This is a genomic window from Streptomyces lunalinharesii, from assembly GCF_039532155.1.
Lineage (GTDB): Bacteria > Actinomycetota > Actinomycetes > Streptomycetales > Streptomycetaceae > Streptomyces > Streptomyces lunalinharesii.
In genome coordinates, this window is the sequence record NZ_BAAARK010000008.1 from 1 (window position 1) to 23,369 (window position 23,369).

Here is a 23,369-nt window from a genome sequence, read left to right on the forward strand (position 1 = left end):
TTCAACCCACCCTCAACGGGAGGGGGCGGGCCGGAGGGGGTGGTGTGCAGGACGTAAAGCGCAGCAGTCCTGCACACCACCCCCGCAGGCCCGACACCGCACCCAACAGCCCCGCGCAGCGGACAACAAGCCCGCGCCGCAGGCGCAACGGCAAGACGCCACACGGCGGCAAACCGGCAACGTGGGAACAGGCCCGCGCCGCCAGACGCAAACCGCAACCACCACGGCGGAAAACCCAAAAACGTGGGGAGCCTAAAAACCGAGCTTGCGGAGCTGCTTGGGGTCGCGTTGCCAGTCCTTGGCGACCTTGACGTGGAGGTCCAGGAAGACCGGCGTCCCGAGCAGCGCCTCGATGTGCTTGCGGGACTTGGTGCCGACCTCCTTCAGCCGCTTGCCCTTGGGGCCGATGATGATCCCCTTCTGGCTGGGGCGCTCGATGTAGACGTTGGCGTGGATGTCCAGCAGCGGCTTGTCGGCGGGCCGGTCCTCGCGGGGCAGCATCTCCTCGACGACGACGGCGATGGAGTGCGGCAGTTCGTCGCGGACGCCCTCCAGCGCGGCCTCGCGGATCAGCTCGGCGACCATGACCTGCTCCGGCTCGTCGGTCAGGTCGCCCTCGGGGTAGAGGGCGGGACTTTCGGGGAGCAGCGGGACGAGGAGGTCGGCGAGGAGCGAGACCTGCTGGTCGCCGACGGCCGACACCGGGATGATCTCGGCCCATTCGATGCCGAGTTCCGTGCCGAGCCGGTCGATGGCGATGAGCTGGGCGGCGAGCGCCTTGGAGTCGACGAGGTCGGTCTTGGTGACGATGGCGACCTTGGGGGTCTTCTTGATCTCGGCGAGTTCGCTGGCGATGTAGCGGTCGCCGGGGCCGAGCTTCTGGTCGGCGGGGAGGCAGAAGCCGATCACGTCGACCTCGGACCAGGTGGTGCGGACGATGTCGTTGAGCCGCTCGCCGAGGAGGGTGCGGGGCTTGTGCAGCCCCGGGGTGTCGACGAGGACCAGCTGCGCGTCGGGCCGGTGCACGATGCCGCGCACGGTGTGGCGGGTGGTCTGCGGGCGGTTGGAGGTGATCGCCACCTTCGTCCCGACGAGAGCGTTCGTCAGGGTGGACTTGCCCGCGTTGGGACGGCCGACGAAACAGGCGAAGCCGGCGCGGTGGGGGGCGGTGGACTCGGTGCGAACGCTCATGGCGCCCATTCTCCCCGATCCCCGCGGCCGGTCCGACCATTCCGGCGCACCTGCCGTCGCAGAGGGCGGGGCGCGCCGGCCGCGGGCGCCCCGCCCGGTGGTGCGGTCAGGCCGCGGGACCGGCCGGGGTGGCGGCGCGCAGGGTGCCGTCGGGGGCGGCGACCAGGACGGGGGTGTCCGGTCCGCCGAGGTCGCGCACGGCGGCCCGGTCGGCGTCGGCGGCCCGGTCGGCGTCGGTGACCACGGCCGCGGCCTCCAGGGAGGTGGCACCGCTGGCGACCGCCATCGCGACGGCCGTCTGCAACGCGCTGAGCTGCAAGGAGTCCAGGGCGACGGTGCCGGCGACGTAGGTCCGGCCGGTCTCGTCGCGGACGGCGGCGCCCTCGGGAACGCCGTTACGGGCCCGCGCCGAGCGCGCGAGCGTGATGATCTTGCGGTCTTCGGGGTCCAGCGGTGCGGCTTCGGTCATACCGGCGAGCATATGCGGGGGCCGGATGGGGCGGACGAGGCCGGGTGGCCAGGACGCACGATGGCTGAAGAGTCCGGTTGCCCCGCTCCCCTGTGCCGGGGCACCCGGCTCTTCAGCCAACGTCGTTTCCGGGTCCGCACCGGCGGGGGCCGCCGCAGGCAGTGCCCGCGGGGCCGCCGCGCGGTGCGGAGTCGCGTGTGACCACCGGTCACCGGTCACCGTCGTCGGTGGCCGGCCCCCCTCCCGGTGCCCGTGTTCGCGATGTCCGCGGCCTGGCCGGACGTCATCGCGAATTCTGCGGTGATCTTTCCGTCACCGCCCGGCGGCTCCCGTTGAAAGGGCCGTGTCCGGAACGGTCAACGCAATATCGCCGGCGCTCCGGAATTCCTCACCGCTGGTCGTTCCACCGGTCTTTTCCCGCGCGGCGAGGGCGGCGGTTCCGTCCGGCCGTTCCGCCCGCAGAGCTGCCGCGAGGGTGGTCACCACCACGGCTTTTCTTCCACGCATTTCGTTCAGCTTCCCTCTGCCGCACAACACCGGCGCCCTTTCCGGCGCCGGTGCGAAGATCTTTCCACGGAATTGGTGAGGGAATCCAGCGCTGCCGAAAATGGCTTTGAGGATATTTCCGCTGCACTGCGGATCAGGAGCGGGTGCGGGGCCGTACGCCCCGGAATTGTCGGCGGTGCGGGGTGCACCACGGGCCGCGGAGGGCACCGGGCGGGCGGTCAGCCGCCGGCGCCGTCACGCTCCGCTTCCGCCGCGCGGACGGGTTCGCAGAGCACCGTGACGATCTTGTTGCGGCGGCCGGCCGGCGCCTCGGCGACCAGCCGCAGCGCCTTGAGGTCCGGGTCCGAGGCGTGCTCGGACAGATCGAACTCGACGGTCGCCCCGGCGATCGGAACCCTGCCCAATTGCTTGGCGAGCAATCCGCCGACCGTCTCCACGTCCTCGTCGTCGAGTTCCGCCAGGCCGTACAGCTCGCCGAGCGCGCCGATGTCGAGGCGGGCGGTGACGCGGTAGCGGCCGCCGCCGAGGTCCTGCACGGGCGGGAGTTCCCGGTCGTACTCGTCGGTGATCTCCCCGACGATCTCCTCCAGGATGTCCTCGATGGTGACGATGCCGGCGGTGCCGCCGTATTCGTCGATCACCACCGCGACGTGGTTGCGGTCCCGCTGCATCTCGCGCAGCAGGTCCCCGGCGTTCTTGGTGTCCGGGACGAACACCGCCGGGCGCATCGCCGTGGACACCAGGTCGGTCTCCGCGTCCCGGCTGATGTGCACCTTGCGGGCCAGGTCCTTGAGGTAGACGACGCCGACGACGTCGTCGTCGTTCTCCCCGGTCACCGGGATCCGCGAGAAGCCGGAGCGCAGCGCCAGGGTCAGCGCCTGCCGGATGGTCTTGAAGCGCTCGACGGAGACCAGGTCCGTGCGCGGCACCATCACCTCCCGGACGAGGGTGTCGCCGAGTTGGAAGACCGAGTGCACCATCCGGCGCTCCTCGTCCTCGATCAGCGACTCCTTCTCCGCCAGGTCGACCAGGGACCGCAGCTCCGCCTCGGAGGCGAACGGGCCCTTGCGGAAGCCCTTGCCGGGGGTGAGGGCGTTGCCGAGCAGGATCAGCAGCTGCGGCACCGGGCCCATCACCCGGGCCAGCGGCAGCAGCACGTACGCCGCGGCGGTGGCGGTGTTGAGCGGGTGCTGGCGGCCGATGGTGCGCGGGGAGACGCCGACGGCGACGTAGGAGACCAGCACCATCACCGCGATGGCGACGGTCAGCGCCTCCCAGGTGGTGTCGAACGAGCGCAGGCAGGCGTAGGTGACCAGGGCGCCGGCGGCCATCTCGCAGCCGACCCGCACCAGCAGCGCGACGTTGAGGTAGCGGGTGGGGTCGGCGGCGACGGCGGCGAGCTTGGCGCTGCCCCGGCGGCCGGAGCGGACGGCCTCCTCCGCGCGAAAGCTCGTCGTCCGGGTCAGTCCGGCCTCCGCGCAGGCGGCGAGCCAGGCGACCACGACGAGCAGTACCGCGACGGCGATCAGGGTGGTCATCGGGCGCCCCGTCAGGTCACGGTCGGGGCCGGCGAGGGGCCGGTCAGGCCGTGCTCGGCCCGCCAGCCGTCGACGATCGCGGCCTGGAGGCCGAACATCTCCGCCTTCTCGTCCGGCTCCTCGTGGTCGTAGCCGAGCAGGTGCAGCACGCCGTGGACGGTCAGCAGTTGCAGCTCCTCGTCCATGCTGTGCCCCGTCGGGGCCGCCGTGCCCTGCTGCTCGGCGACCTCCGGGCAGAGCACGATGTCGCCGAGCAGCCCCTGCGGCGGCTCCTCGTCGTCCTTGGCCGGCGGTCGCAGCTCGTCCATCGGGAAGGACATGACGTCCGTCGGGCCGGGGAGGTCCATCCACTGGATGTGGAGCTGCTCCATGGCCTCGGCGTCCACGACGATGACGGACAGCTCGGAGAGCGGGTGGATCCGCATCCGGGCCAGGGCATAGCGGGCGACGTCCAGGATCGCCTGCTCGTCGATGTCCGTACCGGACTCGTTGTTGACGTCGATCGACATGGGGAAGGTGGGTCTCGCTTCTTGGTCGCGCAGCGCGGGCTACTTGCCGTTGCGGCTGTCGTACTTCTCGTAGGCGTCGACGATACGGCCGACGAGCTTGTGCCGGACCACGTCCCTGCTGGTGAGCTCGGAGAAGTGCACGTCGTCGACGTCGGTCAGGATGTCCCGGACCTGGCGCAGACCGCTCTTCGTGCCGCCCGGCAGGTCGATCTGGGTGACGTCGCCGGTGATGACTATCTTCGATTCGAAGCCGAGCCGGGTGAGGAACATCTTCATCTGCTCGGGATTGGTGTTCTGCGCCTCGTCGAGAATGATGAAGGCGTCGTTGAGCGTCCGACCGCGCATGTACGCCAGCGGCGCGACCTCGATGGTGCCCGCCGCCATCAGGCGCGGGATGGAATCCGGGTCGAGCATGTCGTGCAGCGCGTCGTAGAGCGGGCGCAGGTAGGGGTCGATCTTCTCGTAGAGGGTGCCGGGCAGGAAGCCCAGGCGCTCGCCGGCCTCGACCGCGGGGCGGGTCAGGATGATCCGGTTGACCTGCTTGGCCTGGAGGGCCTGGACGGCCTTGGCCATCGCCAGGTAGGTCTTGCCGGTGCCGGCCGGGCCGATGCCGAAGACGATGGTGTGCTGGTCGATCGCGTCGACGTAGCGCTTCTGGTTGAGGGTCTTGGGGCGGATGGTGCGGCCGCGGTTGGAGAGGATGTTCTGGGTGAGCACCTCGGCCGGGGTCTCGCTCGCTCCCTCGCCGTTCTCCGCCGCGCGCAGCATGGCGATGGAGCGTTCCACTGCGTCCTCCGTCATCGGTTGTCCGGTGCGGAGCACCAGCATCATCTCGTCGAACAGGCGCTGAACCAGGGCGACTTCCCGGGCATCGCCGACCGCGCTGACCTCGTTGCCCCGGACGTGGATGTCGGTGGCGGGGAAGGCGTCCTCGATCACGCGCAGCAGCGAGTCACCGGATCCGAGGACCGTCACCATCGGGTGCTTGGCCGGGACCGTGAAGTGGGCGCTCGCCTGCGCTCGTGTGGGTGTCTGCGTCATGGGTAGGCCGGGTGGCCTGCTCAACCCCCATCCTTTGCTCATCACAGGTGCGGACCTCGGCAACGACGCCCGCACTGGCTCCTTGCGCTACCAGAGTACGACGGGGCACTGACAAGCCGGTCGGCTTTTCCAGGCGGCGGCCGGGACCACGGCCACGGTGGGCTCAGGCCGGGCGGCGGAAGCCGATCGTGGGGACCGCGCGGGCCAGTGGCGGCGCGTCCGCGGCCGCCCGCGCGGGGCCCGCCGCCCCCGTGGTGCCCAGGCTCACTCCCGGCGCGGGCAGTACGGCGTCCAGGAAGCCGTACTGGCGTCGCAGTCCGGCGGTGGCCCCGGTGTCGCAGGCCCGGAGGCGGCGCCACCAGGCGGCGATCTGGGCCCATCCCGGCGCGGAGAGCGAACCGCCGAACTCCTGCACCGACAGGGCGGCGCTCAGCCCGGCGAAGGACAGCCGGTCGGCGAGCGGCCAGTCGGCGAGCGTGCCGGTGACGAACCCGGCGACGAAGACGTCCCCGGCGCCGGTCGGGTCCAGCTCCTCCACCACGATGGCGGGCACCTCGGCGCTCTCGCCGGTGCGGGCGTCCACCGCGCAGGCGCCCTCGGAGCCGAGCGTGACGACGGCGAGCGGCACCAGGTCGGCGAGCTTGCGGGCGGCGGCGCGCGGACAGTCGGTGCGGGTGTAGCGCATCGCCTCCTGCGCGTTGGGCAGGAACGCCTCGCAGTGCTCCAGGTCGGCGAGGTCGGCCGGGTCCCAGCGGCCGGTGTCGTCCCAGCCGACGTCGGCGAAGATCCGGCTGCCGCGGCCGGCCGCGCAGCCCAGCCAGCCCTCCCGGCGGCCGGGCACGAGCGAGGCGACGCAGGCCCGGGTCGGCGGCGGGCAACCGGGGGCGTGGCCGCCGTCGAAGGCGTGCTCGGGGGCCGGTGCCTCGTGGCCGTGCGAGACCATGGTGCGCTCGCCCTCGTAGGCCATCGAGACGGTGACCGGCGAGTGCCAGCCGGGGACCGTCCGCGACAGTTCCAGGTCGATGCCCTCGCCCTGTGCCAGCGCCTCCCAGCAGTACTCGCCGTACATGTCGTCGCCGAACGCGGCGGCCAGGGAGGTGCGCAGCCCGAGGCGGGCCAGCGCGGTGGCCATGTTGGCGACGCCGCCGGGGCTGGAGCCCATGCCGCGGGCCCAGGACTCGGTGCCGCGGACCGGGGCGGAGTCCAGGCCGGTGAAGATGATGTCGAGGAAGACGGTGCCGGTGAGGTAGACGTCGGTGGGCGGGTCGCCGGCGCGGCGCACCGCGGCCAGCGGATCGAACCCCGGCGGCTCGGTGGCCGGCCCCGCGGGCGGTTGGACATCGCGTCGGCCCGTGTTCACCGCGCTCGCCCCTCTCGTACGCAACTCGTGCCGCCAGTGTGCCTGATGCTGCGGTACGTTCCGCCCCATGAGGCTCTCCATTCTCGGCGGTGGCGGCTTCCGGGTACCCCTGGTCTACCGCGCACTGCTGGACGACCCCGCACGCTCCGTCTCCGAGCTGACGCTCTACGACACCGATCCCCGCCGGGTGGCGGTGATCTCCGACGTACTGACCGAGTTGGCCCGGGGCCGTACCCAACCGGTACCCGTACGGGTGGCGGACACGCTCGACGCGGCGCTGACGGGGGCCGACTTCGTGTTCTCCGCCATACGGGTCGGCGGCACCGCGGGCCGCATCCGGGACGAGCGGATCCCGCTGTCCGAGGGCGTCCTGGGCCAGGAGACGGTCGGCGCCGGCGGGGTCCTGTACGGGCTGCGGACGATCCCGGTGGCGCTGCACGTCGCCGAGCGGGTCGCGGCGCTCGCCCCGGGGGCGTGGGTCATCAACTTCACCAATCCGGCGGGGATGGTGACCGAGGCGATGGCGCAGGTGCTGGGCGACCGGGTCATCGGGATCTGCGACTCCCCCGTGGGGCTGGTGCGCCGCGCGGCGCGGGCGGCCGGCGCGGACCCGTCGGCCCTGGAGGACCCGGCGCGGTCCGGCTACGACTACGTGGGGCTCAACCACCTCGGCTGGCTGCGGTCGTTGACGGTCGACGGCACCGACGTGTTGCCCGGCCTGCTGGGCGACGTGACGGCCCTGGGCTCCTTCGAGGAGGGCCGGCTCTTCGGCCCTGAGTGGCTCCGCGTCCTCGGCGCCCTCCCCAACGAGTACCTGCACTACTACTACTTCCGGCGGGAGACCCTGCACTCCGTACAGGACACCGCGCAGACCCGCGGGGAGTTCCTGGACCGGCAGCAGGGCGGCTTCTTCCAACGGGCCGCGACGGCCGGCTCCCCGGACGCGGTGTACGACCTGTGGGAGCGCACCCGACTGGAGCGCGAGCAGACGTACATGGCGCACAGCCGGGAGGCGACCGGCGGTTGGCAGCGGGACAGCGACGACCTGGAGGGCGGCGGCTACGACCGGGTGGCGCTGGCGCTGATGCACGCCATCGCCGGCGACTTGGGACGGCGGCTGATCCTCAACGTCCGCAACGGGACGACGGTGCCGCAGCTGGCGCCGGACGCGATCGTGGAGACGGTGTGCGAGGTGACCGCCAAGGGGGCCCGTCCGCTGCCCTGCGCACCGCTGCGCGAGGACCAGTTGGGCCTGATGCTCCAGATCAAGGCGGTCGAGCGGGCGACGGTCGCGGCGGCCCTGTTCAAGGACCGCGACGCGGCACTGCGGGCCCTCGCGCTGCACCCCCTCGTCGACTCGGCGGCCGTGGCCGCCCGCATCCTCCAACGGGCGGGCACGCAGGGGTGAGACCTGCGGGGCGGACGAGGCGGGCGGTGCCGGAGAGGGCGCCCGCCGGCCGGAATACCCTCCGCCCGCCCCACGTTGTGGCCCCGCAGGGGGCGTTGTGGCCCCCTACGGGAAGTGTTCGCCCGTCCCCTAGTGGCCCCGGGCGACCCACTCCGCCAGGTGGGGTGCTTCCCGTTCGATGGTCGTCGAGTCGCCGTGGCCGGTGCGGACCACGGTCGTCGGCGGCAGGGTCAGCAGCCGGTCGCGGATCGAGTTGATGATCGTCGGGAAGTCGGAGAAGGACCGGCCGGTGGCGCCGGGACCGCCCTGGAAGAGCGTGTCGCCGGTGAAGACGGTGTTCAGGTCGGGGGCGTGCAGGCAGACCGCGCCGGGCGCGTGGCCGGGCGTGTGCAGCACCGTCAGGTCGGTGCCGGCGATGGTCAGCACCTGACCGTCCGACAGGTCCCCGTCGGGGGCGGTGTCCGGATGGGTCTGCTTCCACAGCGGCAGGTCGTCGGGGTGCAGCAGGATCCGCGCGCCGGTGCGGGCGGCGAGCGCCGGGGCCGCGTCGACGTGGTCGTTGTGCGCGTGGGTGCAGATGATCGCGCGCAGGGTGCGTCCGTCGAGGGCGCGCAGGATGGCGTCGGCGTCGTGCGCGGCGTCGATGACGACGGCCTCCGAACCGTCGCCGACGATCCACACGTTGTTGTCGACGTCCCAGGTGCCGCCGTCCAGCGAGAACGTCCCGGAGGTGACGAGGTGGTCGATGCGGGCGCCCATCACAGCACCACCACCGAGCGCAGCACGTCACCGGCGTGCATCCGGTCGAAGGCCTGCTCGACCTCGTCGATGGCGATGGTCTCGGTGACGAACCCGCCGAGGTCGATCCGGCCCTGCTGGTGGAGGTCGATCAGCATCGGGAAGTCCCGGGCCGGCAGGCAGTCGCCGTACCAGGAGGACTTCAGGGCGCCGCCGCGGCCGAAGACGTCCAGGAGGGGGAGTTCCAGGGTCATCTCCGGGGTGGGCACGCCCACCAGGACGACCGTTCCGGCCAGGTCGCGGGCGTAGAACGCCTGCCGGTAGGTCTCCGGGCGCCCGACCGCGTCGATGACGACGTCCGCGCCGAAGCCGCCGGTCAGCTCGCGGACCGCCTCGACGGGGTCGGCGTTGCGGGAGTTGACGGTGTGGGTGGCGCCCATGGTGCGGGCCGTCGCCAGCTTCCGGTCGTCGATGTCGACGGCGATGATCTTGGCGGCGCCGGCCAGCCGGGCGCCGACCACCGCCGCGTCGCCGACGCCGCCGCAGCCGATGACCGCGACCGTGTCGCCGCGGCCCACCTGGCCGGTGTTGATGGCGGCGCCGATGCCGGCCATCACCCCGCAGCCCAGCAGCCCCGCGACGGCCGGTGCGACCTGCGGGTCGACCTTGGTGCACTGGCCGGCGGCGACCAGGGTCTTGTCGGCGAAGGCGCCGATGCCCAGCGCCGGAGTCAGCTCGGTGCCGTCCTTGAGCGTCATCTTCTGCTGTGCGTTGTGGGTGTTGAAGCAGTACTGGGGCCGCCCACGCAGGCACGCCCGGCAGGAGCCGCACACCGCGCGCCAGTTGAGGATGACGAAGTCCCCGGGGGCGACGTCGGTGACGCCCTCGCCCACCGACTCCACCACGCCGGACGCCTCGTGGCCGAGCAGGAACGGGAAGTCGTCGTTGATCCCGCCCTGCTTGTAGTGCAGGTCGGTGTGGCACACCCCGCACGCCTGCACCTGCACCACGGCCTCGCCGGGCCCCGGGTCGGGCACCAGGACGGTCTCCAGCCGGACCGCCTCGTTCTTCCCCGGCGCCACGACGCCGCGCACTTCCTGTGCCATCGGTACCGCCCCTCTTCGAAGATCACGTACAGGACCACTGTGGCGCACCGCCACCGGCCCGTGCCACACCGTACGCGGGCGCGGCAGGGCACGCCGAACGCCGCTCCCGCGGGGCCGGCGCGCGGGACGGGGCACGGGGCGCGGCGGCGCCCGTCCGGCCTGCCCCAGGGGCGCCGCGGGCGTCACCAGCGGGGCACCGGGGGCGTGGTCCAGTCGGGGTGGACGCGGCGCATCGCGGCGGCGTCGTCGCGGTTGCGGTACGTGCCGTCGTCGGCGAGCCAGCGGTGGTGCAGCACGGCGAGCCGGTCCCGGTCGAGGGTGACGCCGAGGCCGGGGGCGTCGCCGACGTCCAGGTGGCCGTCGCGGAAGGCGAGGCGCTCGGTCAGCACGTCCTCGGTCTGCCAGGGGTAGTGGGTGTCGCAGGCGTGGTCCAGGTCGGGGACGGTGGCCGCCACGTGGGTCATGGCGGCGAGGCTGATGCCGAGGTGGGTGTTGGAGTGCATGGCCAGGCCGAGGCCGAAGGTGCGGCAGAGGGCGGCGAGTTCCCGGGTGGCGTGCAGTCCGCCCCAGTAGTGGTGGTCGGAGAGCACGATCCGGACGGCGTCACGGGCGATCGCCTCGGGCAGCTCCTCGAAGGTGGTGACGCACATGTTGGTGGCGAGCGGGATCGTGGTGCCGGCCGCGACCCTGGCCATCGCCCCGGTGCCGCTGACCGGGTCCTCCAGGTAGGTGAGGACGTCCGCGAGTGCGTCGGCCACCTGGAGCGCGGTCGGCACCGACCAGGCGCCGTTGGGGTCCAGGCGCAGGGGCCGGCCGGGGAACGCCGCGGCCAGTGCCCGGATCGCGGCGGCTTCCTGGTCCGGCGGGAAGACCCCGCCCTTGAGCTTGAACGAGGTGAAGCCGTAGCGGTCGGCGAACCGGCGGGCCTGGGCGACGATGCCGGCGGGGTCGAGGGCGGCGCCCCAGTCGTCCGGTTCGCCGAGGCCGTCGGGGTGCCGTTCCCACCGGTAGAAGAGGTAGGCGCCGTAGGGGACCCGGTCGCGCACCGCGCCGCCCAGGAGGGCGTGCACGGGCAGTCCGGTGGCGTGCCCCCAGGCGTCGAGGCAGGCCACTTCGAAGCCGGAGCGGACCGAGCGGCGGAGTTTGTCGGCGGTGCGGACGCCGCGCAGTCCGGCCGCGTCGACGCCGTCCGGGCCGGCCGTCCCGGCGGCGCCGTCCACATGGGCGGCGAGCGCGGCCAGCGCGTTCAGATCCGTGACCTTGCGGCCGACGAGTGCGGTGGCCAACGGGCGGGCGAGCGCGAGGTATTCGGCGTCGCCGTAGGTCTCGCCGAGCCCGGTGGCACCGCCCGCGGTGACCACCTCGATGATCAGGCGCGGGGTGTACGGCTGGTGCACGCCTTGGGTGTTGAGCAGTGGGGGGTCGGCGACCAGGACCGGGGTGAGCCGGACCTCGGTGACGACCAGGTCCGCTGGGCGGTGGTCGACCATCGGCGTTCGTCTCCATATGTAGACAACATCCATGAGTCGGGATGGAGGCTAAGGAGCGGCCCCGTGCACCGTCAAGGGGCTTGCTGGCCAGTTCAGTTGGGTAGCCCCTCGGGCGCCCGACCGCCTACCCTTTATCAATCCGTTAATCTGCGCGCGTAGATACCCGCGTGCCACCTCTGTTACACCTACCCGGGACCACCCCCCACGCTTCCCTAAGGAGCCGCGCATGCCCCGTCCCGCCCTCTCCCGCCGTGCCCGTCTGGGCGGTGCGGTGGCCGCCGCCGCCGTCGCCGGCACCGCGCTCTTCGGCGCCGGCCAGGCCACCGCCGAGCACTCCGTGCCGCGCACCGACAAGGAGATCCCCAACCTCACCCAGGTGCAGGACAAGATCAAGGCGTACTACGGCGACACGGTGACGGCCGACGGCGAGCACTACGCCTCCCCCGCCAGCAACTACGCCCGTCAGATCCGCGGCATCGAGGCCAAGGCGCGCACCTACCTGACCGGCGCGCTCGCCAAGAAGGGCACCGGGAAGGCCAAGCCCGCGATCGTCCTCGACATGGACGACACCACCCTGCTGACCTACAACTACGAGCTGAAGGTCGGCTTCAACTTCACCCCCGCGTCCCAGGACGAGTACCTGGAGCACACCGACATGGCCGCGGTCTTCGGGATGAACGACCTGGTCAACTGGGCCCACCAGAAGGGCGCCGAGGTCTTCTTCGTCACCGGCCGCAAGGAGGCGCAGCGCGACTGGAGCGTGCGCAACCTCAAGAACGTCGGCTACGCCGTCCCGCTGGACCGCCCGCACGTCTACCTGCGGGACAAGGAGCACCCGCCCGCCTACCTGCCGTGCGGCACGACCTGTTCGACGATCGACTTCAAGTCGGGCACCCGCCGGCACATCGAGTCCCTCGGCTACCGCATCGTCGCCAACTTCGGCGACCAGTACAGCGACCTGGCGGGCGGCGCCTCGCGGCGCACCTTCAAGCTGCCGAACCCGATGTACTACCTGCCGTAGGCGGTGCCCCCGGCGCCCCGAGGGGCGCCGGGGTCCCTCAGCGCCGCTTGGGCAGCGGCACCCGCAGGAGGTCCTTGGCGACGGTGAGTTCACCGGTGAAGCCCGCCGCGCGCGCCTGCCGCTCGAACTCCTCGGGGTCGGCGTAACGCTGCGAGAAGTGCGTCAGCACCAGGTGCCGCACTCCGGCGTCGACGGCCACCCGGGCCGCCTGACCAGCCGTCAAGTGCCCGTGTTCCTCGGCGAGTTGGACGTCCTCGTCGAGGAAGGTGGACTCGATCACCAGCATGTCCACGCCCGCCGCGAGGGCGTGCACGCCGTCGCACAGCCGGGTGTCCATGACGAACGCGAAGCTCTGGCCGGGCCGCACCTCGCTGACCTCGTCGAGGGTGACGCCGTTCAGTTCGCCGTCCCGTTGGAGGCGACCGACGTCCGGCCCGGCGATGCCGTGGGCGGCCAGCCGCTCGGGCAGCATCCGCCGGCCGTCCGGCTCGGTGAGCCGGTAGCCGTACGACTCGACCGGGTGCGAGAGCTTGTGCGCCGTCAGGGCGTACCCCTTGGCGCGGTCCAGCTCGCCGTCGGCGGAGACCGGCTGCTGGGCGATCCGGACCGTTTCGCGGTAGGCCGTGGCGTACCGCAGCCGCTCGAAGAACCGCTCCCCGCTGGCCGGGTAGTGCGCGGTCACCGGATGCGGCACCCGGTCGAGGTTGATCCGCTGGATGACCCCGGCCAGGCCCAGCGAGTGGTCTCCGTGGAAGTGGGTGATGCAGATCCGGTTGATGTCGTGGGCTGCGACTCCGGCCCGCAACATCTGGCGCTGGGTGCCCTCGCCGGGGTCGAAGAGCAGCCCCTGGCCGTCCCACCGCAGCAGGTAGCCGTTGTGGTTGCGGTGCCGGGTGGGGACCTGGCTGGCGGTCCCGAGGACGACCAGTTCGCGTACCGACATGGCTCGCTATCCGGGGGGCCACTGGAGGCCGCGGCCTCCGAGGACGTGCAGGTGGGCGTGGAAGACGGTCTGGCCGGCGCCGGCGCCGGTGTTGAAGACGACCCGGTAGCCGGTGTCCTCGACCTGCTCGGCGGCGGCGACCTCACGGGACTCGCCCAGTATGTCGGCGATCACCTGCGGCTCGGCGGCGGCGAGCGACGCCGCGTTCGGGTAGTGGGCCTTGGGGATCACCAGGACGTGCGTCGGCGCCTGGGGATTGATGTCGCGAAACGCGACGGTGGTCGCGGTCTCGCGGACGATCGTCGCCGGGACCTCCCCCGCCACGATCTTGCAGAACAGGCAGTCGGCCTGCGGTTCTCCCGCCACCGGTGAGCTCCTCCCGGGTCGCGCGGCACGCGCCGTACGCACCGTGCGTACGCCCTTGGGATGCTAGCCGATCACCCCGCACGGGCCCGGGGCCGCCCGGGGGTCGGTCGCGGGGGCCGGCCCCGGGGCCGCCCGGGGGTCGGTCGACGTCGGTCCGGAGCCGGGTCACCCGGTTCGCGGCCCGACCGACCTAAGCTGATCGTCCAGATCGCATCGGCCCCACACCTGGGAGTTATGCACCATGGCAACGACGCGCACGGCCACGACCCACTGGGAAGGCAACCTCCTCCAGGGCAAGGGCACCGTCGCCCTGGAGTCGTCCAAGATCGGCAGCTACGAGGTGAGCTGGCCGGCCCGTTCCGAGGAGCCGGGCGGCAAGACGAGCCCCGAGGAGCTGATCGCGGCGGCCCACTCCTCCTGCTACTCGATGGCGTTCTCGCACGGCCTGGCCGGCAAGGGCCACACCGTGGAGGCCGTGGACACCCAGGCCGACGTCACCTTCCAGCCGGGCGAGGGCATCACCGGCATCGTGCTGACCGTCAAGGCCCGGGTGCCCGGCCTGTCCGAGGCGGACTTCCAGGCCGCGGCCGCGGACGCCAAGGCGAACTGCCCGGTCAGCCAGGCGCTGGCGGGCGTCAAGAACATCACGCTCCGGGCCGAACTGCTCGGCTGACCGGTCGTCGACGGCGTGCCGGTCGGTCCGCGGGGCCGGTCGGCACGCCGTTACGCGTCGCCGTCCTTGTCCGGCTTGAGCAGGGTGTCCATGGTGAGCGCGGCCGCCAGGGCCATGGAGCGCAAGGGCTCCGCCATCGGGCTCAGCACCTCGTAGTAGTAGTAATCGGCGCCGAAGGCGACGTCCAGCACCCGGTCCAGCAGGGAACGGCCGATCCTCGCCACCTCGGTGCCGGTGTGGTCGGTGAAGGTGAAGTGGAAGGCGCTCCAACTCGCCTGGATGTGACCGATGGTGGCCCCGCCCACGACGAGGTCGAAGCTGCCGAAGGTGACCACCCGGTCCTGGAGGATCTCACCGACCGGCGTCCCGTCCGGCCGGGCGACCTGCACCTTGGCCTTGAGCACCTTGGTGCCCCGGCTCAACTCCAGGAAGGGCACGCCGGCGGCGTCCCGGATCTCGAACTTCCGGGAGAGGTAGCGGTCCATCGTGCTGACGAAGCGCATGACCTTGCGGGCGGCGTTCTGGCCAGTCTCGGCGACCGATCCCGCTTCGATGCCCTTGCGGTCCAGCACCGAGTAACTGGTGCTGATGTCCACCCACTTGAAGTCCTGGTTGATCGCGAGCACGTCGGCCGAGAGCAGCGCCTCCGGACCGCCACCCCCCAACGGGAACTGCTGCTGGAGGGGGGCCTGCGGCTGCTGGGGCTGCTGCGGGTACTGGGCCTGCGGCGGATACGGGAGCTGCGGCGCGGGGGCCTGGCCGGCGTACTGCTGCTGCGGGTAGGGCTGTTGCGGGTAGGGCTGTTGGGGCGGGTACGGCTGCTGCTGCACCGGGGGCTGCGCGGCCTGCGGCGGGTACGGCTGCTGCGGGACAGGGGCCTGCGGGGGCGCTGCCTGGGTGTGTTCCGTCCAGCGGGCGCCGTCCCACCAGCGCAGCGCCGCCGCGCCGGACGGGTCCTGGTACCAGCCTTGGGGAACCGCAGGGTGCTCAGTCACGGCGACGACTGTAGCCCCCGACGGCCCAACTGCCTTGTGGCGGGCGGGAATTCGCCCGTCGGTCGGCGGCCGTCACGCGGGCCGTCGGCGGTTCCGGACCGACACCGGCGCCGCGACGCCGCGGCGATCCGTCAGCAGCGCCCTAGCTCCAGCGGCCCGTGCGGCCCAGCAGGAGCGCGGTCGCCGCGGTCCCCGCCGTGGAGGTCCGCAGCACGCTCGCGCCCAGGCGGTACGGCTTGGCGCCGGCCTCCGCGAAGGCCGCCAACTCCTCCGGCGCGACGCCGCCCTCGGGGCCGACGACCAGCACGATCGAGCCGGCGGCCGGGAGTTCGGCGGTGGCCAGCGGGGTGCTGCCCTCCTCGTGGAGGACGGCGGCGAAGTCGGCATCGGCGAGCAGCGCGGCGACCTGCTTGGTCGACAGCGGATCGGCGACGCGCGGGAAGGTCAGCCGGCGCGACTGCTTGCCCGCCTCCCGGGCTGTGGCCCGCCACTTGGCCAGCGACTTGGCGGCCCGCTCGCCCTTCCACTGGGTGACGCAGCGCGCCGCGGACCACGGCACGATGGCGTCCACGCCGGTCTCCGTCATCGTCTCCACGGCCAACTCCCCGCGGTCGCCCTTGGGCAGGGCCTGGACGACGGTGAGGGTGGGTGCCGGCGGCTCCTCGGTGCGCAGCCCGGTGACGGCGACGGTGAGCCGGTCCTTGCCCTCGACGGCGGCGACCGTGCCCTCGGCGCCGGTCCCGGCGCCGTCCGTCAGAACGACCTCCTCACCGACCCGCAGCCGTCGCACGGACACCGCGTGCCGCCCCTCGGGGCCGTCCACGGTCAGCGTGCTCCCGGCCCGCACGCCGGCGAGCGTTTCGACGAGGAAGACGGGCGCGGTCACACCGCACCGCCGGTGCCGTACCCCGCGTCACCGGGGCCCAACGCGGCCCGGGTGGCGTCGAGTTCGGCCGCGAGCACCGCCACCAGCTGCCCGGCGGGCAGCTCCCGCGCCAGCCGGTGCCCCTGCCCCGCCCAGAGGTTCAGCCCCTGCGCGTCACCGGCCTTGGCGGCGGCCTTGCGGACCGGGGAGGTGAGGTAGTGCACGGCGGGGTAGGCGGCCGGCGCGTACGGGCCGTGCTCCCGCAGGAAACGGTTCACCAGGCCGCGGGCCGGCCGGCCGGAGAACGCCCGGGTCAACTCGGTGTGCGTGAAGAGGGGGTTGGTCAGCGCCTGCTTGTGCAGCGGGTTGGCGCCGGACTCGGGGGTGATCAGGAAGGCCGTGCCCAGTTGCGCCATGGAGGCGCCGGCGGCCAGCACCGCGGCGATCTGCGAGCCGCGCATCAGCCCGCCGGCGGCGATCACCGGGATCTGCACGGTCTCCCGGACCTGGGCGAGCAGCGTCAGCAGCCCCAGCCCGGAGCTGGTCCCGTCGGCGTGCGGGTCGTCCCGGTGGGTGCCCTGGTGGCCGCCCGCCTCGACGCCCTGCACGCACACCGCGTCCGCCCCCGACCACTGCGCGGCCTGCGCCTCGGCGGCGGTGGTGACCGTGACGACGGTGTAGGTGCCGACCTTGGCGAACGCGTCGAGGACCGCCCGCGAGGGACAGCCGAAGGTGAAGGAGACCATCGGCACCGGGTCGTCGCGCAGGATCGCGAGCTTGGCCTCGTAGCCGTCGTCCGTGGGGCCGTTGACGTCGCCGAGTTCGGTCTCGTACCAGGCGGTCTCGCCGGCGAGTTGCTCGCGGTAGACCTCGACGGCGGAGGCGTCGGCCAGGGAGGGCTGCGGCATGAAGAGGTTGACGCCGAAGGGGCGGCGGGTCTGCCCCCGCAGCTGTTTGATCTCCTGGTACATGCCGTCGGCGGTCTTGTAGCCAGCGGCCAGGAAGCCGAGTCCCCCGGCTTCGCAGACGGCAGCGGCCAGCTCGGGCCCGGAGCCGCCGCCGGCCATCGGGGCCTGCACGATGGGGTAGCGGCAGAAATCGGTGAGCGCGGTGGGCATGCCCACATCGTGTCACGCCCGGCGCCGTGCCCCGAACCGGGGCGGCGGCCGCGGGGAACTCCCCGGACCCCGCCCCGACGGGTGTTGCCTACCGCCCGTTGAAGGCGTCCTTCAGCCGGGAGAACAGCCCCTGCTGGCCCGGCTGGAACTGACCCTGCGGGCGCTCCTCACCGCGCAGCTTGGCCAGCCGGCGCAGCAGCTCCTCCTGCTCGGGTTCGAGCTTGCTCGGGGTCTGCACCTCGACGTGGACGATCAGGTCGCCCCGGCCGTTGCCCCGCAGGTGGGTCACGCCGCGGCCGTGCAGCGGGATCGACTGGCCGGACTGGGTGCCGGGCCGGACGTCGATCTCCTCGACGCCGTCCAGCGTCTCCAGCGGGCACTTGGTGCCCAGCGCCGCCGCGGTCATCGGAATGGTGACCGTGCAGTGCAGGTCGTCCCCGCGCCGCTGGAACACCGAGTGGGGCAGTTCGTGGATCTCGACGTACAGGTCGCCGGCGGGTCCGCCACCGGGGCCCACCTCGCCCTCGCCGGCCAACTGGATGCGGGTGCCGTTGTCGACACCGGCGGGGATCTTGACGGTGAGGGTGCGGCGGGAGCGGACCCGGCCGTCGCCCGCGCACTCGGGGCACGGCGTCGGGACGACGGTGCCGAAGCCCTGGCACTGCGGGCAGGGCCGGGAGGTCATGACCTGGCCCAGGAAGGACCGGGTGACCTGCGAGACCTCGCCGCGGCCGCGGCACATGTCACAGGTCTGCGCCGAGGTGCCGGGCGCCGCGCCCTCGCCGCTGCACGTGGTGCAGACGACGGCGGTGTCGACCTGGATGTCCTTGGTGGTGCCGAACGCGGCCTCGCCGAGCTCGATGTCGAGGCGGATCATCGCGTCCTGGCCGCGGCGGGTCCGCGAGCGCGGGCCGCGCTGCGAGGCCGTGCCGAAGAACGCGTCCATGATGTCGGAGAAGTTCCCGAAGCCCGCACCGAAACCGCCCGCGCCACCGCCGGCCTGCGAGAGGGGGTCGCCGCCGAGGTCGTAGACCTGCTTCTTCTGCGGATCCGACAGGACCTCGTAGGCGGCGTTGATCTCCTTGAACCGCTCTTGGGTCTTGGGGTCCGGGTTCACGTCCGGGTGCAGCTCGCGCGCCAGCCGCCGGAATGCCTTCTTGATCTGGTCCTGCGAGGCGTCCCGGCCGACGCCGAGGACCGAGTAGTAATCCGTGGCCACTTACGACTCCGCGAGGATCTGTCCGACGTAACGTGCCACTGCGCGTACCGCTCCCATCGTTCCGGGGTAGTCCATGCGGGTCGGTCCGACCACGCCCAATTTGGCGACGGCCTCGTCGCCCGAACCGTATCCGACGGTGACGACCGAGGTGGACGTCAGACCCTCGTGAGCATTCTCATGCCCGATGCGTACGGTCATGCCCGAGTCCTTGGCCTCCCCGAGCAGCTTGAGCATCACCACGTGCTCCTCAAGGGCTTCCAGCACCGGCCGGATGGTCAAGGGGAAATCATGCCCGAAGCGCGTCAGATTGGCGGTGCCGCCGATCATCAGCCGCTCTTCGGTCTCCTCCACCAGAGTCTCCAGCAGTACCGACAGTACTGTCGAGACGGTCGCCCGGTCGTCCTGTTCGAAGGATTCCGGGAGATCCTGCACCAGCTGCGGGACGTCCGCGAAGCGGCGGCCGACGATCCGGCTGTTGAGCCGGGCGCGCAGGTCCGCCAGGGACGTCTCGCCGAACGGCGTCTGGCAGTCGATGAGCCGCTGCTCGACGCGTCCGGTGTCGGTGATCAGCACCAGCATCAGCCGGGCCGGGGCCAGTGCCAGCAGTTCGACGTGGCGGACGGTGGACCGCGTCAGGGACGGGTACTGCACCACCGCGACCTGCCGGGTCAGCTGCGCCAGCAGGCGCACCGTGCGTCCCACCACGTCGTCCAGGTCGACGGCGCCGTCCAGGAAATTCTGGATAGCCCGCCGCTCGGGGACGGACAGCGGCTTGACGCCGGCCAGCTTGTCGACGAAGAGGCGGTAGCCCTTGTCGGTCGGGATCCGCCCGGCGCTGGTGTGCGGCTGGGCGATGAACCCCTCGTCCTCCAGGGCGGCCATGTCGTTGCGGACGGTGGCCGGGGAGACACCGAGTTGGTGCCGCTCGGTCAACGCCTTGGAGCCGACCGGCTCCTCCGTCCCGACGTAGTCCTGGACGATGGCGCGCAGCACTTCGAGTCTGCGTTCACTGAGCATTTCGCCACCTCCAGTCGGCCGTCCGCCGGTCGTCACTTCTCCTGGCACTCACGTGGGCCGAGTGCCAGACCCGGAAGCCAGTGTACGGCCGGGTAGCGCGGGTGCGGCAAGGGCGGGCGCAGTGGGGACTTACCCAGCGCCGCGGAATCCGACCCACGGGCCGCGCCCGGGAGGGCCCCGACCGCCCCCGAACGCGCCCTGGTCCCGGCCCCGGCGCGTCGCCCGGCCGACGCGCCGGTGCGCCGTCGCGGGAGCGCGCCACCGGGACGCCTGCCCCGAGTCCCGGCCAACGCTATCGCGGGGGCGCTAGCGTCTCGGTATGCGCACCACGTGGGAAGAAGCGGGCTGGGAGCGGCTGGGGGACGGCGTCGCCCGGCGACGGATGCCCGGCTGGGACGAGACGATCGGCGTGATCGCCGGCTCGGAGGGCGTGCTGATCGTCGACACCGGGCCGACCCTCGGGGCCGGTGCGGAACTGCGCCGCACGGTCCGGGCGGTGCTGGGCCGCGATGTGACGCATGTCGCGCTCACGCACCCGCACTTCGACCACGTCCTGGGCACCGCGGCGTTCGCGGGCGTGGAGGTGTTCGGCGCGACCGGGGTCGACGCGCTGCTGCGGCACGGCAAGGACGCGCTGCGCGAGGACGCGGTACGGCACGGGGTGGACCCGGACGCCGCGGCGGAGGCCGCGGACCTGCTGGTCGTCCCGCACCACCACGTGCACGGGCAGCTGACCCTCGGCCTCGGCGACCGGGAGGTGCTGCTGGCCAACGTCGGCCCCGGGCACACCGCGCACGACCTGGCCGTCCTGGTGCCCGGACGGGCCGGTGAACGGGAGGTCGTCTTCTGCGGCGACCTGGTCGAGGAGTCCGGTGCACCGCAGGCGGGCCCCGACGCGCTGCCGCGGCGGTGGCCCGCCGCACTGGACCGCCTGTTGGCGCTGGGCGGCGAGGACGCGGTGTACGTGCCGGGCCACGGCGCGGTGGTCGACGCCGCCTTCGTGCGGGCCCAGCGCGACGCCCTGGCCGCCCGTTTCGGCGCCGACTCGCCGTGCGGCGGCGCCGGTTGACCCGCCGGCGGGCGCCCCGTCCGCACGGCCCGCACCCCCCGACGCGCGCCCCGTGAGCCCGTGGGCCCCACCGGGCCGCCGCCCGCACCCCCGACCCGTCGATCCGCAGGGAAGCAGACCCGCATGCACAGCAGGCAGTACAGCCCCGACCTCACTCCCCCCTGGAAGAAGCCGACGCCGGTGCCGGAGGTGCCGGCCGACCCCGGGCTGGTCGTCGAGGAGGTGGTGACGGGCTACTGCGGCGCGGTCCTGCGGTGCGAGAAGACCGCCGAGGGGCCGACGGTCACCTTGGAGGACCGCTTCGGCAAGGCGCGGGTGTTCCCGATGGTGCCGCGCGGCTTCCTGCTGGAGGGCCGGCCGGTGACCCTGGTCCGGCCGTCGGGCCGCCCGGCGCCGAGCGGCCCGGCGCGCACCGCGTCCGGTTCGCTGGCGGTCCCCGGGGCGCGCGCCCGGGTCGCCCGGGCCGGCCGGATCTACGTGGAGGGCCGGCACGACGCGGAGCTGGTGGAACGCGTCTGGGGCGACGACCTGCGGATCGAGGGCGTCGTCGTGGAGTACCTGGAGGGCGTCGACGACCTCCCGGCGATCGTCGAGGCGTTCGCGCCCGGCCCGGACGCCCGCCTCGGCGTGCTGGTGGACCACCTCGTCCCCGGCTCGAAGGAGTCGCGGATCGCGGCGGCGGTGACCGGGGCGCACGCGCTGGTCGTCGGCCATCCGTACGTCGACGTCTGGCAGGCGGTGAAGCCGTCCTCGGTGGGCATCCCGGCGTGGCCGCAGGTCCCGCGGGGCCAGGACTGGAAGACCGGGGTGTGCCGGGCGCTCGGCTGGCCGGAGAACACCGGCGCGGCCTGGCAGCGGATCCTGTCCCGGGTGCGGTCCTACAAGGACCTGGAACCGGCGCTGCTGGGGCGGGTCGAGGAGCTGATCGACTTCGTGACGGCGCCGGAGGACGCCGAGGGGGCGGGCGGGCGCTGAGGCCGTCGGTGGCCGGCGCTCCCGGAGCGCCGGGCCGGGGTGCGCCGGTGGTGCACGCCGTGCGCCGGGCGGGCCGCGAGCGCACGCTGGTAGCAGCGATTCCGGAGGTGACCGCCATGTTGAAGACCGCTGTCGGATGGCACGTCGAGCTGGAATTCGAGGAGGACGTCCACCGCACCCGGGCCGCCGCGCTGGTACGGCTGCCGGACGGGACCGAGGTGCGGTCCCACGGTTACGCCAGCCGCCACCCGGCCGACGGGAACCAGCCCCGGGTCGGCGAGGAGGTCGCGGGGGCCAGGGCCCTCAACGACCTGGCGATGCAGTTGTTGACCAAGGCGCACGGCGAGATCGACTCGGCGTCGGGCCGTACGTCGTTCCCGCTGAGCCACTGAGCTACTGAGCCGCTGCACCATCGAGGCGCTGAGCCGCGGGGCGGCGGAGCGCCTCAGTCCACCAGGTCGCGCACGACGGCGTCGGCGAGCAGCCGCCCGCGCAGCGTCAGGACCGCCCGCCCCGCCTCGTAGGGGCCGGGCGCCAGGAGGCCGTCGGCCACCGCGCGGGCGGCGGCGCGGGCGCCCGCGGGGGCGAGGAGGTCGAGCGGGCAGCCGTCGGCGAGGCGGAGTTCCAGCAGGATCCGCTCGACGCGGCGGTCCTCGTCGGCGAGGAGTTCCCGGCCGGCGCCCGGTGAGCGGCCCTCGGCCAGCGCCTGCGCGTAGGCGGCGGGGTGCTTGACGTTCCACCAGCGGACGCCGCCGACGTGGCTGTGGGCGCCGGGGCCGGCCCCCCACCAGTCGGCGCCGGTCCAGTACAGCTCGTTGTGGCGGCACCGGGCGGCCTCGGTGGTGGCCCAGTTCGAGACCTCGTACCAGGTGAAGCCGGCGGCGGTGAGGTGCTCCTCGGCGATCAGGTAGCGGTCCGCGTGCACGTCGTCGTCGGTCATCGGGACCTCGCCGCGGCGGATCCGGCGGGCCAGCTGGGTGCCCTCCTCGACGATCAGGGCGTACGCGGAGACGTGGTCGGGTCCGGCGGCGGTGGCGGCGTCGAGGGAGGCCCGCCAGTCGTCGTCGGACTCGCCGGGGGTGCCGTAGATCAGGTCGAGGTTGACGTGCGCGAAGCCGGCCGCGCGGGCCTCGGCCACGCAGGCTTCGGGGCGGCCCGGGGTGTGCGTGCGGTCGAGGACCTTCAGGACGTGCTGGCGGGCGCTCTGCATGCCGAAGGAGACGCGGTTGAAGCCGGCCGCGCGCAGCTCGGCGAGGTAGCGCGGGTCGACGGACTCCGGGTTGGCCTCGGTGGTGATCTCGGCGTCCGGCGCCAGGCCGAACTCGTCGCGCAGAGCCGCCAGCATCCGGCCGAGGTCGGCGGCGGGCAGCAGCGTCGGGGTGCCGCCGCCGACGAAGACCGTCTCGACGGGGCGCGGGTCGTCGCCCAGCACCTTGCGGGCCAGCCGGACCTCCTCGACGAGGGTGTCGGCGTAGTTCTCCCGGGAGGCCAGGGCGCCGCCGGGGCCGCGCAGCTCGCTGGCGGTGTAGGTGTTGAAGTCGCAGTAGCCGCAGCGGGTGGCGCAGTACGGCACGTGCAGATAGAAGCCGAGGGGGCGCGCGGCGGCGCCGGTCAGCGCATGGCGGGGCAGCGCCCCGTCCTGGGGCATCGGCTCACCATCTGGCAGTGCGGAAGGCATGGGGTCCATTGTCCGTCATGCCGGACGGTGCCGGTCCGCGGTCCGTCGTCGGGGCCCGCGTCCCCGCGGCGGG

23 protein-coding genes are annotated in these 23,369 nt (G+C 73.0%); 6 read left to right on the forward strand and 17 right to left on the reverse strand.

What is annotated here, in order from left to right; all coding sequences use genetic code 11:
- Positions 1-252: 252 nt before the first annotated feature.
- The 6 genes from era to ABD385_RS14870 all read right to left on the reverse strand — a co-directional run bounded on the left by era (position 253) and on the right by ABD385_RS14870 (position 6,615).
- Positions 253-1,200, reverse strand: a complete 948-nt coding sequence (era, locus tag ABD385_RS14845) for a GTPase Era (protein WP_425585403.1) — start codon at positions 1,198-1,200, stop codon at positions 253-255.
- A 97-nt stretch (positions 1,201-1,297) separates the two neighbouring features.
- Positions 1,298-1,660, reverse strand: coding sequence for a cytidine deaminase (locus ABD385_RS14850; RefSeq protein WP_344575706.1), 363 nt, complete (start codon positions 1,658-1,660; stop codon positions 1,298-1,300).
- Positions 1,661-2,385: 725 nt separating this feature from the next.
- On the reverse strand, positions 2,386-3,705 hold the full coding sequence (locus ABD385_RS14855; protein ID WP_344575710.1) for a hemolysin family protein: 1,320 nt from the start codon (positions 3,703-3,705) through the stop codon (positions 2,386-2,388).
- 11 nt (positions 3,706-3,716) lie between these two features.
- The gene (ybeY, locus tag ABD385_RS14860; RefSeq protein ID WP_344575714.1) at positions 3,717-4,214 is read right to left on the reverse strand and encodes an rRNA maturation RNase YbeY; all 498 of its coding nucleotides are present in this window, start codon (positions 4,212-4,214) and stop codon (positions 3,717-3,719) included.
- A 39-nt stretch (positions 4,215-4,253) separates the two neighbouring features.
- Complete coding sequence (locus ABD385_RS14865; protein WP_344575716.1) at positions 4,254-5,255, reverse strand: PhoH family protein; 1,002 nt, start codon at positions 5,253-5,255, stop codon at positions 4,254-4,256.
- A 163-nt stretch (positions 5,256-5,418) separates the two neighbouring features.
- Positions 5,419-6,615 carry a PfkB family carbohydrate kinase gene (locus ABD385_RS14870; RefSeq protein ID WP_344575717.1) on the reverse strand — a complete coding sequence of 399 codons (1,197 nt, stop codon included), beginning with the start codon at positions 6,613-6,615 and terminating at the stop codon, positions 5,419-5,421.
- Positions 6,616-6,682: 67 nt separating this feature from the next.
- On the opposite strand from ABD385_RS14870, the gene ABD385_RS14875 reads away from it, so the two are divergent.
- Positions 6,683-8,023, forward strand: coding sequence for a 6-phospho-beta-glucosidase (locus ABD385_RS14875; RefSeq protein WP_344575719.1), 1,341 nt, complete (start codon positions 6,683-6,685; stop codon positions 8,021-8,023).
- Positions 8,024-8,152: 129 nt separating this feature from the next.
- Here ABD385_RS14875 and ABD385_RS14880 read toward each other — a convergent pair whose 3' ends face one another.
- The 3 genes from ABD385_RS14880 to ABD385_RS14890 form a co-directional block, all read right to left on the reverse strand.
- Positions 8,153-8,782, reverse strand: a complete 630-nt coding sequence (locus tag ABD385_RS14880; RefSeq protein WP_344575722.1) for an MBL fold metallo-hydrolase — start codon at positions 8,780-8,782, stop codon at positions 8,153-8,155.
- Positions 8,782-9,867 (reverse strand): S-(hydroxymethyl)mycothiol dehydrogenase, encoded by a 1,086-nt coding sequence (locus ABD385_RS14885; RefSeq protein ID WP_344575725.1) that lies wholly within the window; start codon positions 9,865-9,867, stop codon positions 8,782-8,784. The genes ABD385_RS14880 and ABD385_RS14885 overlap by 1 nt, the downstream gene beginning before the upstream one ends.
- Positions 9,868-10,049: 182 nt before the next feature.
- Positions 10,050-11,357: an enolase C-terminal domain-like protein gene (locus tag ABD385_RS14890; RefSeq protein ID WP_344575728.1), complete on the reverse strand. Its 1,308-nt coding sequence runs from the start codon at positions 11,355-11,357 to the stop codon at positions 10,050-10,052.
- Between the two features lie 226 nt (positions 11,358-11,583).
- Between ABD385_RS14890 and ABD385_RS14895 the strand changes: the two genes are divergently transcribed.
- Positions 11,584-12,378 (forward strand): HAD family acid phosphatase, encoded by a 795-nt coding sequence (locus ABD385_RS14895; protein ID WP_344575731.1) that lies wholly within the window; start codon positions 11,584-11,586, stop codon positions 12,376-12,378.
- Between the two features lie 37 nt (positions 12,379-12,415).
- Here the strand turns inward: ABD385_RS14895 and ABD385_RS14900 are convergent, their stop codons facing one another.
- Positions 12,416-13,321: a ribonuclease Z gene (locus tag ABD385_RS14900; RefSeq protein ID WP_344575732.1), complete on the reverse strand. Its 906-nt coding sequence runs from the start codon at positions 13,319-13,321 to the stop codon at positions 12,416-12,418.
- A 6-nt stretch (positions 13,322-13,327) separates the two neighbouring features.
- A complete protein-coding gene (locus tag ABD385_RS14905; protein WP_344575735.1) occupies positions 13,328-13,687 on the reverse strand; it encodes a histidine triad nucleotide-binding protein in 360 nt (119 codons plus the stop codon).
- A 241-nt stretch (positions 13,688-13,928) separates the two neighbouring features.
- Here ABD385_RS14905 and ABD385_RS14910 point away from each other — a divergent pair, with 241 nt between their 5' ends.
- Positions 13,929-14,360, forward strand: coding sequence for an OsmC family peroxiredoxin (locus tag ABD385_RS14910; RefSeq protein ID WP_344575737.1), 432 nt, complete (start codon positions 13,929-13,931; stop codon positions 14,358-14,360).
- Between the two features lie 50 nt (positions 14,361-14,410).
- On the opposite strand, the gene ABD385_RS14915 is transcribed toward ABD385_RS14910, so the two are convergent.
- From ABD385_RS14915 to hrcA, 5 genes are all read right to left on the reverse strand, one after another.
- Positions 14,411-15,355: a DUF2510 domain-containing protein gene (locus tag ABD385_RS14915; protein WP_344575739.1), complete on the reverse strand. Its 945-nt coding sequence runs from the start codon at positions 15,353-15,355 to the stop codon at positions 14,411-14,413.
- A 142-nt stretch (positions 15,356-15,497) separates the two neighbouring features.
- Positions 15,498-16,241, reverse strand: coding sequence for a 16S rRNA (uracil(1498)-N(3))-methyltransferase (locus tag ABD385_RS14920; protein ID WP_344575741.1), 744 nt, complete (start codon positions 16,239-16,241; stop codon positions 15,498-15,500).
- Complete coding sequence (locus tag ABD385_RS14925; protein WP_344575743.1) at positions 16,238-17,338, reverse strand: nitronate monooxygenase; 1,101 nt, start codon at positions 17,336-17,338, stop codon at positions 16,238-16,240. The genes ABD385_RS14920 and ABD385_RS14925 overlap by 4 nt, the downstream gene beginning before the upstream one ends.
- Positions 17,339-17,426: 88 nt before the next feature.
- Complete coding sequence (gene dnaJ / locus ABD385_RS14930) at positions 17,427-18,557, reverse strand: molecular chaperone DnaJ (RefSeq protein ID WP_344575746.1); 1,131 nt, start codon at positions 18,555-18,557, stop codon at positions 17,427-17,429.
- Positions 18,558-19,574 (reverse strand): heat-inducible transcriptional repressor HrcA, encoded by a 1,017-nt coding sequence (gene hrcA / locus ABD385_RS14935; RefSeq protein WP_016573938.1) that lies wholly within the window; start codon positions 19,572-19,574, stop codon positions 18,558-18,560.
- A 319-nt stretch (positions 19,575-19,893) separates the two neighbouring features.
- Here hrcA and ABD385_RS14940 point away from each other — a divergent pair, with 319 nt between their 5' ends.
- The 3 genes from ABD385_RS14940 (at position 19,894) to ABD385_RS14950 (ending at position 22,010) form a co-directional block, all read left to right on the forward strand.
- Entirely contained in the window at positions 19,894-20,643 is a 750-nt protein-coding gene (locus tag ABD385_RS14940) for an MBL fold metallo-hydrolase (RefSeq protein WP_344575752.1), read from the forward strand.
- Between the two features lie 123 nt (positions 20,644-20,766).
- Positions 20,767-21,618: a DUF3097 domain-containing protein gene (locus tag ABD385_RS14945; RefSeq protein ID WP_344575753.1), complete on the forward strand. Its 852-nt coding sequence runs from the start codon at positions 20,767-20,769 to the stop codon at positions 21,616-21,618.
- A 116-nt stretch (positions 21,619-21,734) separates the two neighbouring features.
- A complete protein-coding gene (locus ABD385_RS14950; RefSeq protein ID WP_344575755.1) occupies positions 21,735-22,010 on the forward strand; it encodes a DUF1876 domain-containing protein in 276 nt (91 codons plus the stop codon).
- Between the two features lie 53 nt (positions 22,011-22,063).
- On the opposite strand, the gene hemW is transcribed toward ABD385_RS14950, so the two are convergent.
- On the reverse strand, positions 22,064-23,296 hold the full coding sequence (gene hemW / locus ABD385_RS14955) for a radical SAM family heme chaperone HemW (RefSeq protein WP_344575756.1): 1,233 nt from the start codon (positions 23,294-23,296) through the stop codon (positions 22,064-22,066).
- Positions 23,297-23,369: the final 73 nt, after the last annotated feature.

Bases quoted from the DNA above. Each gene is read 5' to 3' on its own strand.
- ABD385_RS14925 (WP_344575743.1), bottom strand. From the start codon at position 17,338: ATGCCCACCGCGCTCACCGATTTCTGCCGCTACCCCATCGTGCAGGCC.
- ybeY (WP_344575714.1), bottom strand. From the start codon at position 4,214: ATGTCGATCGACGTCAACAACGAGTCCGGTACGGACATCGACGAGCAG.
- ABD385_RS14950 (WP_344575755.1), top strand. From the start codon at position 21,735: ATGTTGAAGACCGCTGTCGGATGGCACGTCGAGCTGGAATTCGAGGAG.
- ABD385_RS14910 (WP_344575737.1), top strand. From the start codon at position 13,929: ATGGCAACGACGCGCACGGCCACGACCCACTGGGAAGGCAACCTCCTC.
- hrcA (WP_016573938.1), bottom strand. From the start codon at position 19,574: ATGCTCAGTGAACGCAGACTCGAAGTGCTGCGCGCCATCGTCCAGGAC.
- ABD385_RS14855 (WP_344575710.1), bottom strand. From the start codon at position 3,705: ATGACCACCCTGATCGCCGTCGCGGTACTGCTCGTCGTGGTCGCCTGG.
- era (WP_425585403.1), bottom strand. From the start codon at position 1,200: ATGGGCGCCATGAGCGTTCGCACCGAGTCCACCGCCCCCCACCGCGCC.
- ABD385_RS14940 (WP_344575752.1), top strand. From the start codon at position 19,894: ATGCGCACCACGTGGGAAGAAGCGGGCTGGGAGCGGCTGGGGGACGGC.
- ABD385_RS14890 (WP_344575728.1), bottom strand. From the start codon at position 11,357: ATGGTCGACCACCGCCCAGCGGACCTGGTCGTCACCGAGGTCCGGCTC.
- ABD385_RS14880 (WP_344575722.1), bottom strand. From the start codon at position 8,782: ATGGGCGCCCGCATCGACCACCTCGTCACCTCCGGGACGTTCTCGCTG.
- ABD385_RS14865 (WP_344575716.1), bottom strand. From the start codon at position 5,255: ATGACGCAGACACCCACACGAGCGCAGGCGAGCGCCCACTTCACGGTC.
- ABD385_RS14900 (WP_344575732.1), bottom strand. From the start codon at position 13,321: ATGTCGGTACGCGAACTGGTCGTCCTCGGGACCGCCAGCCAGGTCCCC.
- hemW (WP_344575756.1), bottom strand. From the start codon at position 23,296: ATGCCTTCCGCACTGCCAGATGGTGAGCCGATGCCCCAGGACGGGGCG.
- ABD385_RS14885 (WP_344575725.1), bottom strand. From the start codon at position 9,867: ATGGCACAGGAAGTGCGCGGCGTCGTGGCGCCGGGGAAGAACGAGGCG.
- ABD385_RS14850 (WP_344575706.1), bottom strand. From the start codon at position 1,660: ATGACCGAAGCCGCACCGCTGGACCCCGAAGACCGCAAGATCATCACG.
- ABD385_RS14945 (WP_344575753.1), top strand. From the start codon at position 20,767: ATGCACAGCAGGCAGTACAGCCCCGACCTCACTCCCCCCTGGAAGAAG.
- ABD385_RS14875 (WP_344575719.1), top strand. From the start codon at position 6,683: ATGAGGCTCTCCATTCTCGGCGGTGGCGGCTTCCGGGTACCCCTGGTC.
- ABD385_RS14895 (WP_344575731.1), top strand. From the start codon at position 11,584: ATGCCCCGTCCCGCCCTCTCCCGCCGTGCCCGTCTGGGCGGTGCGGTG.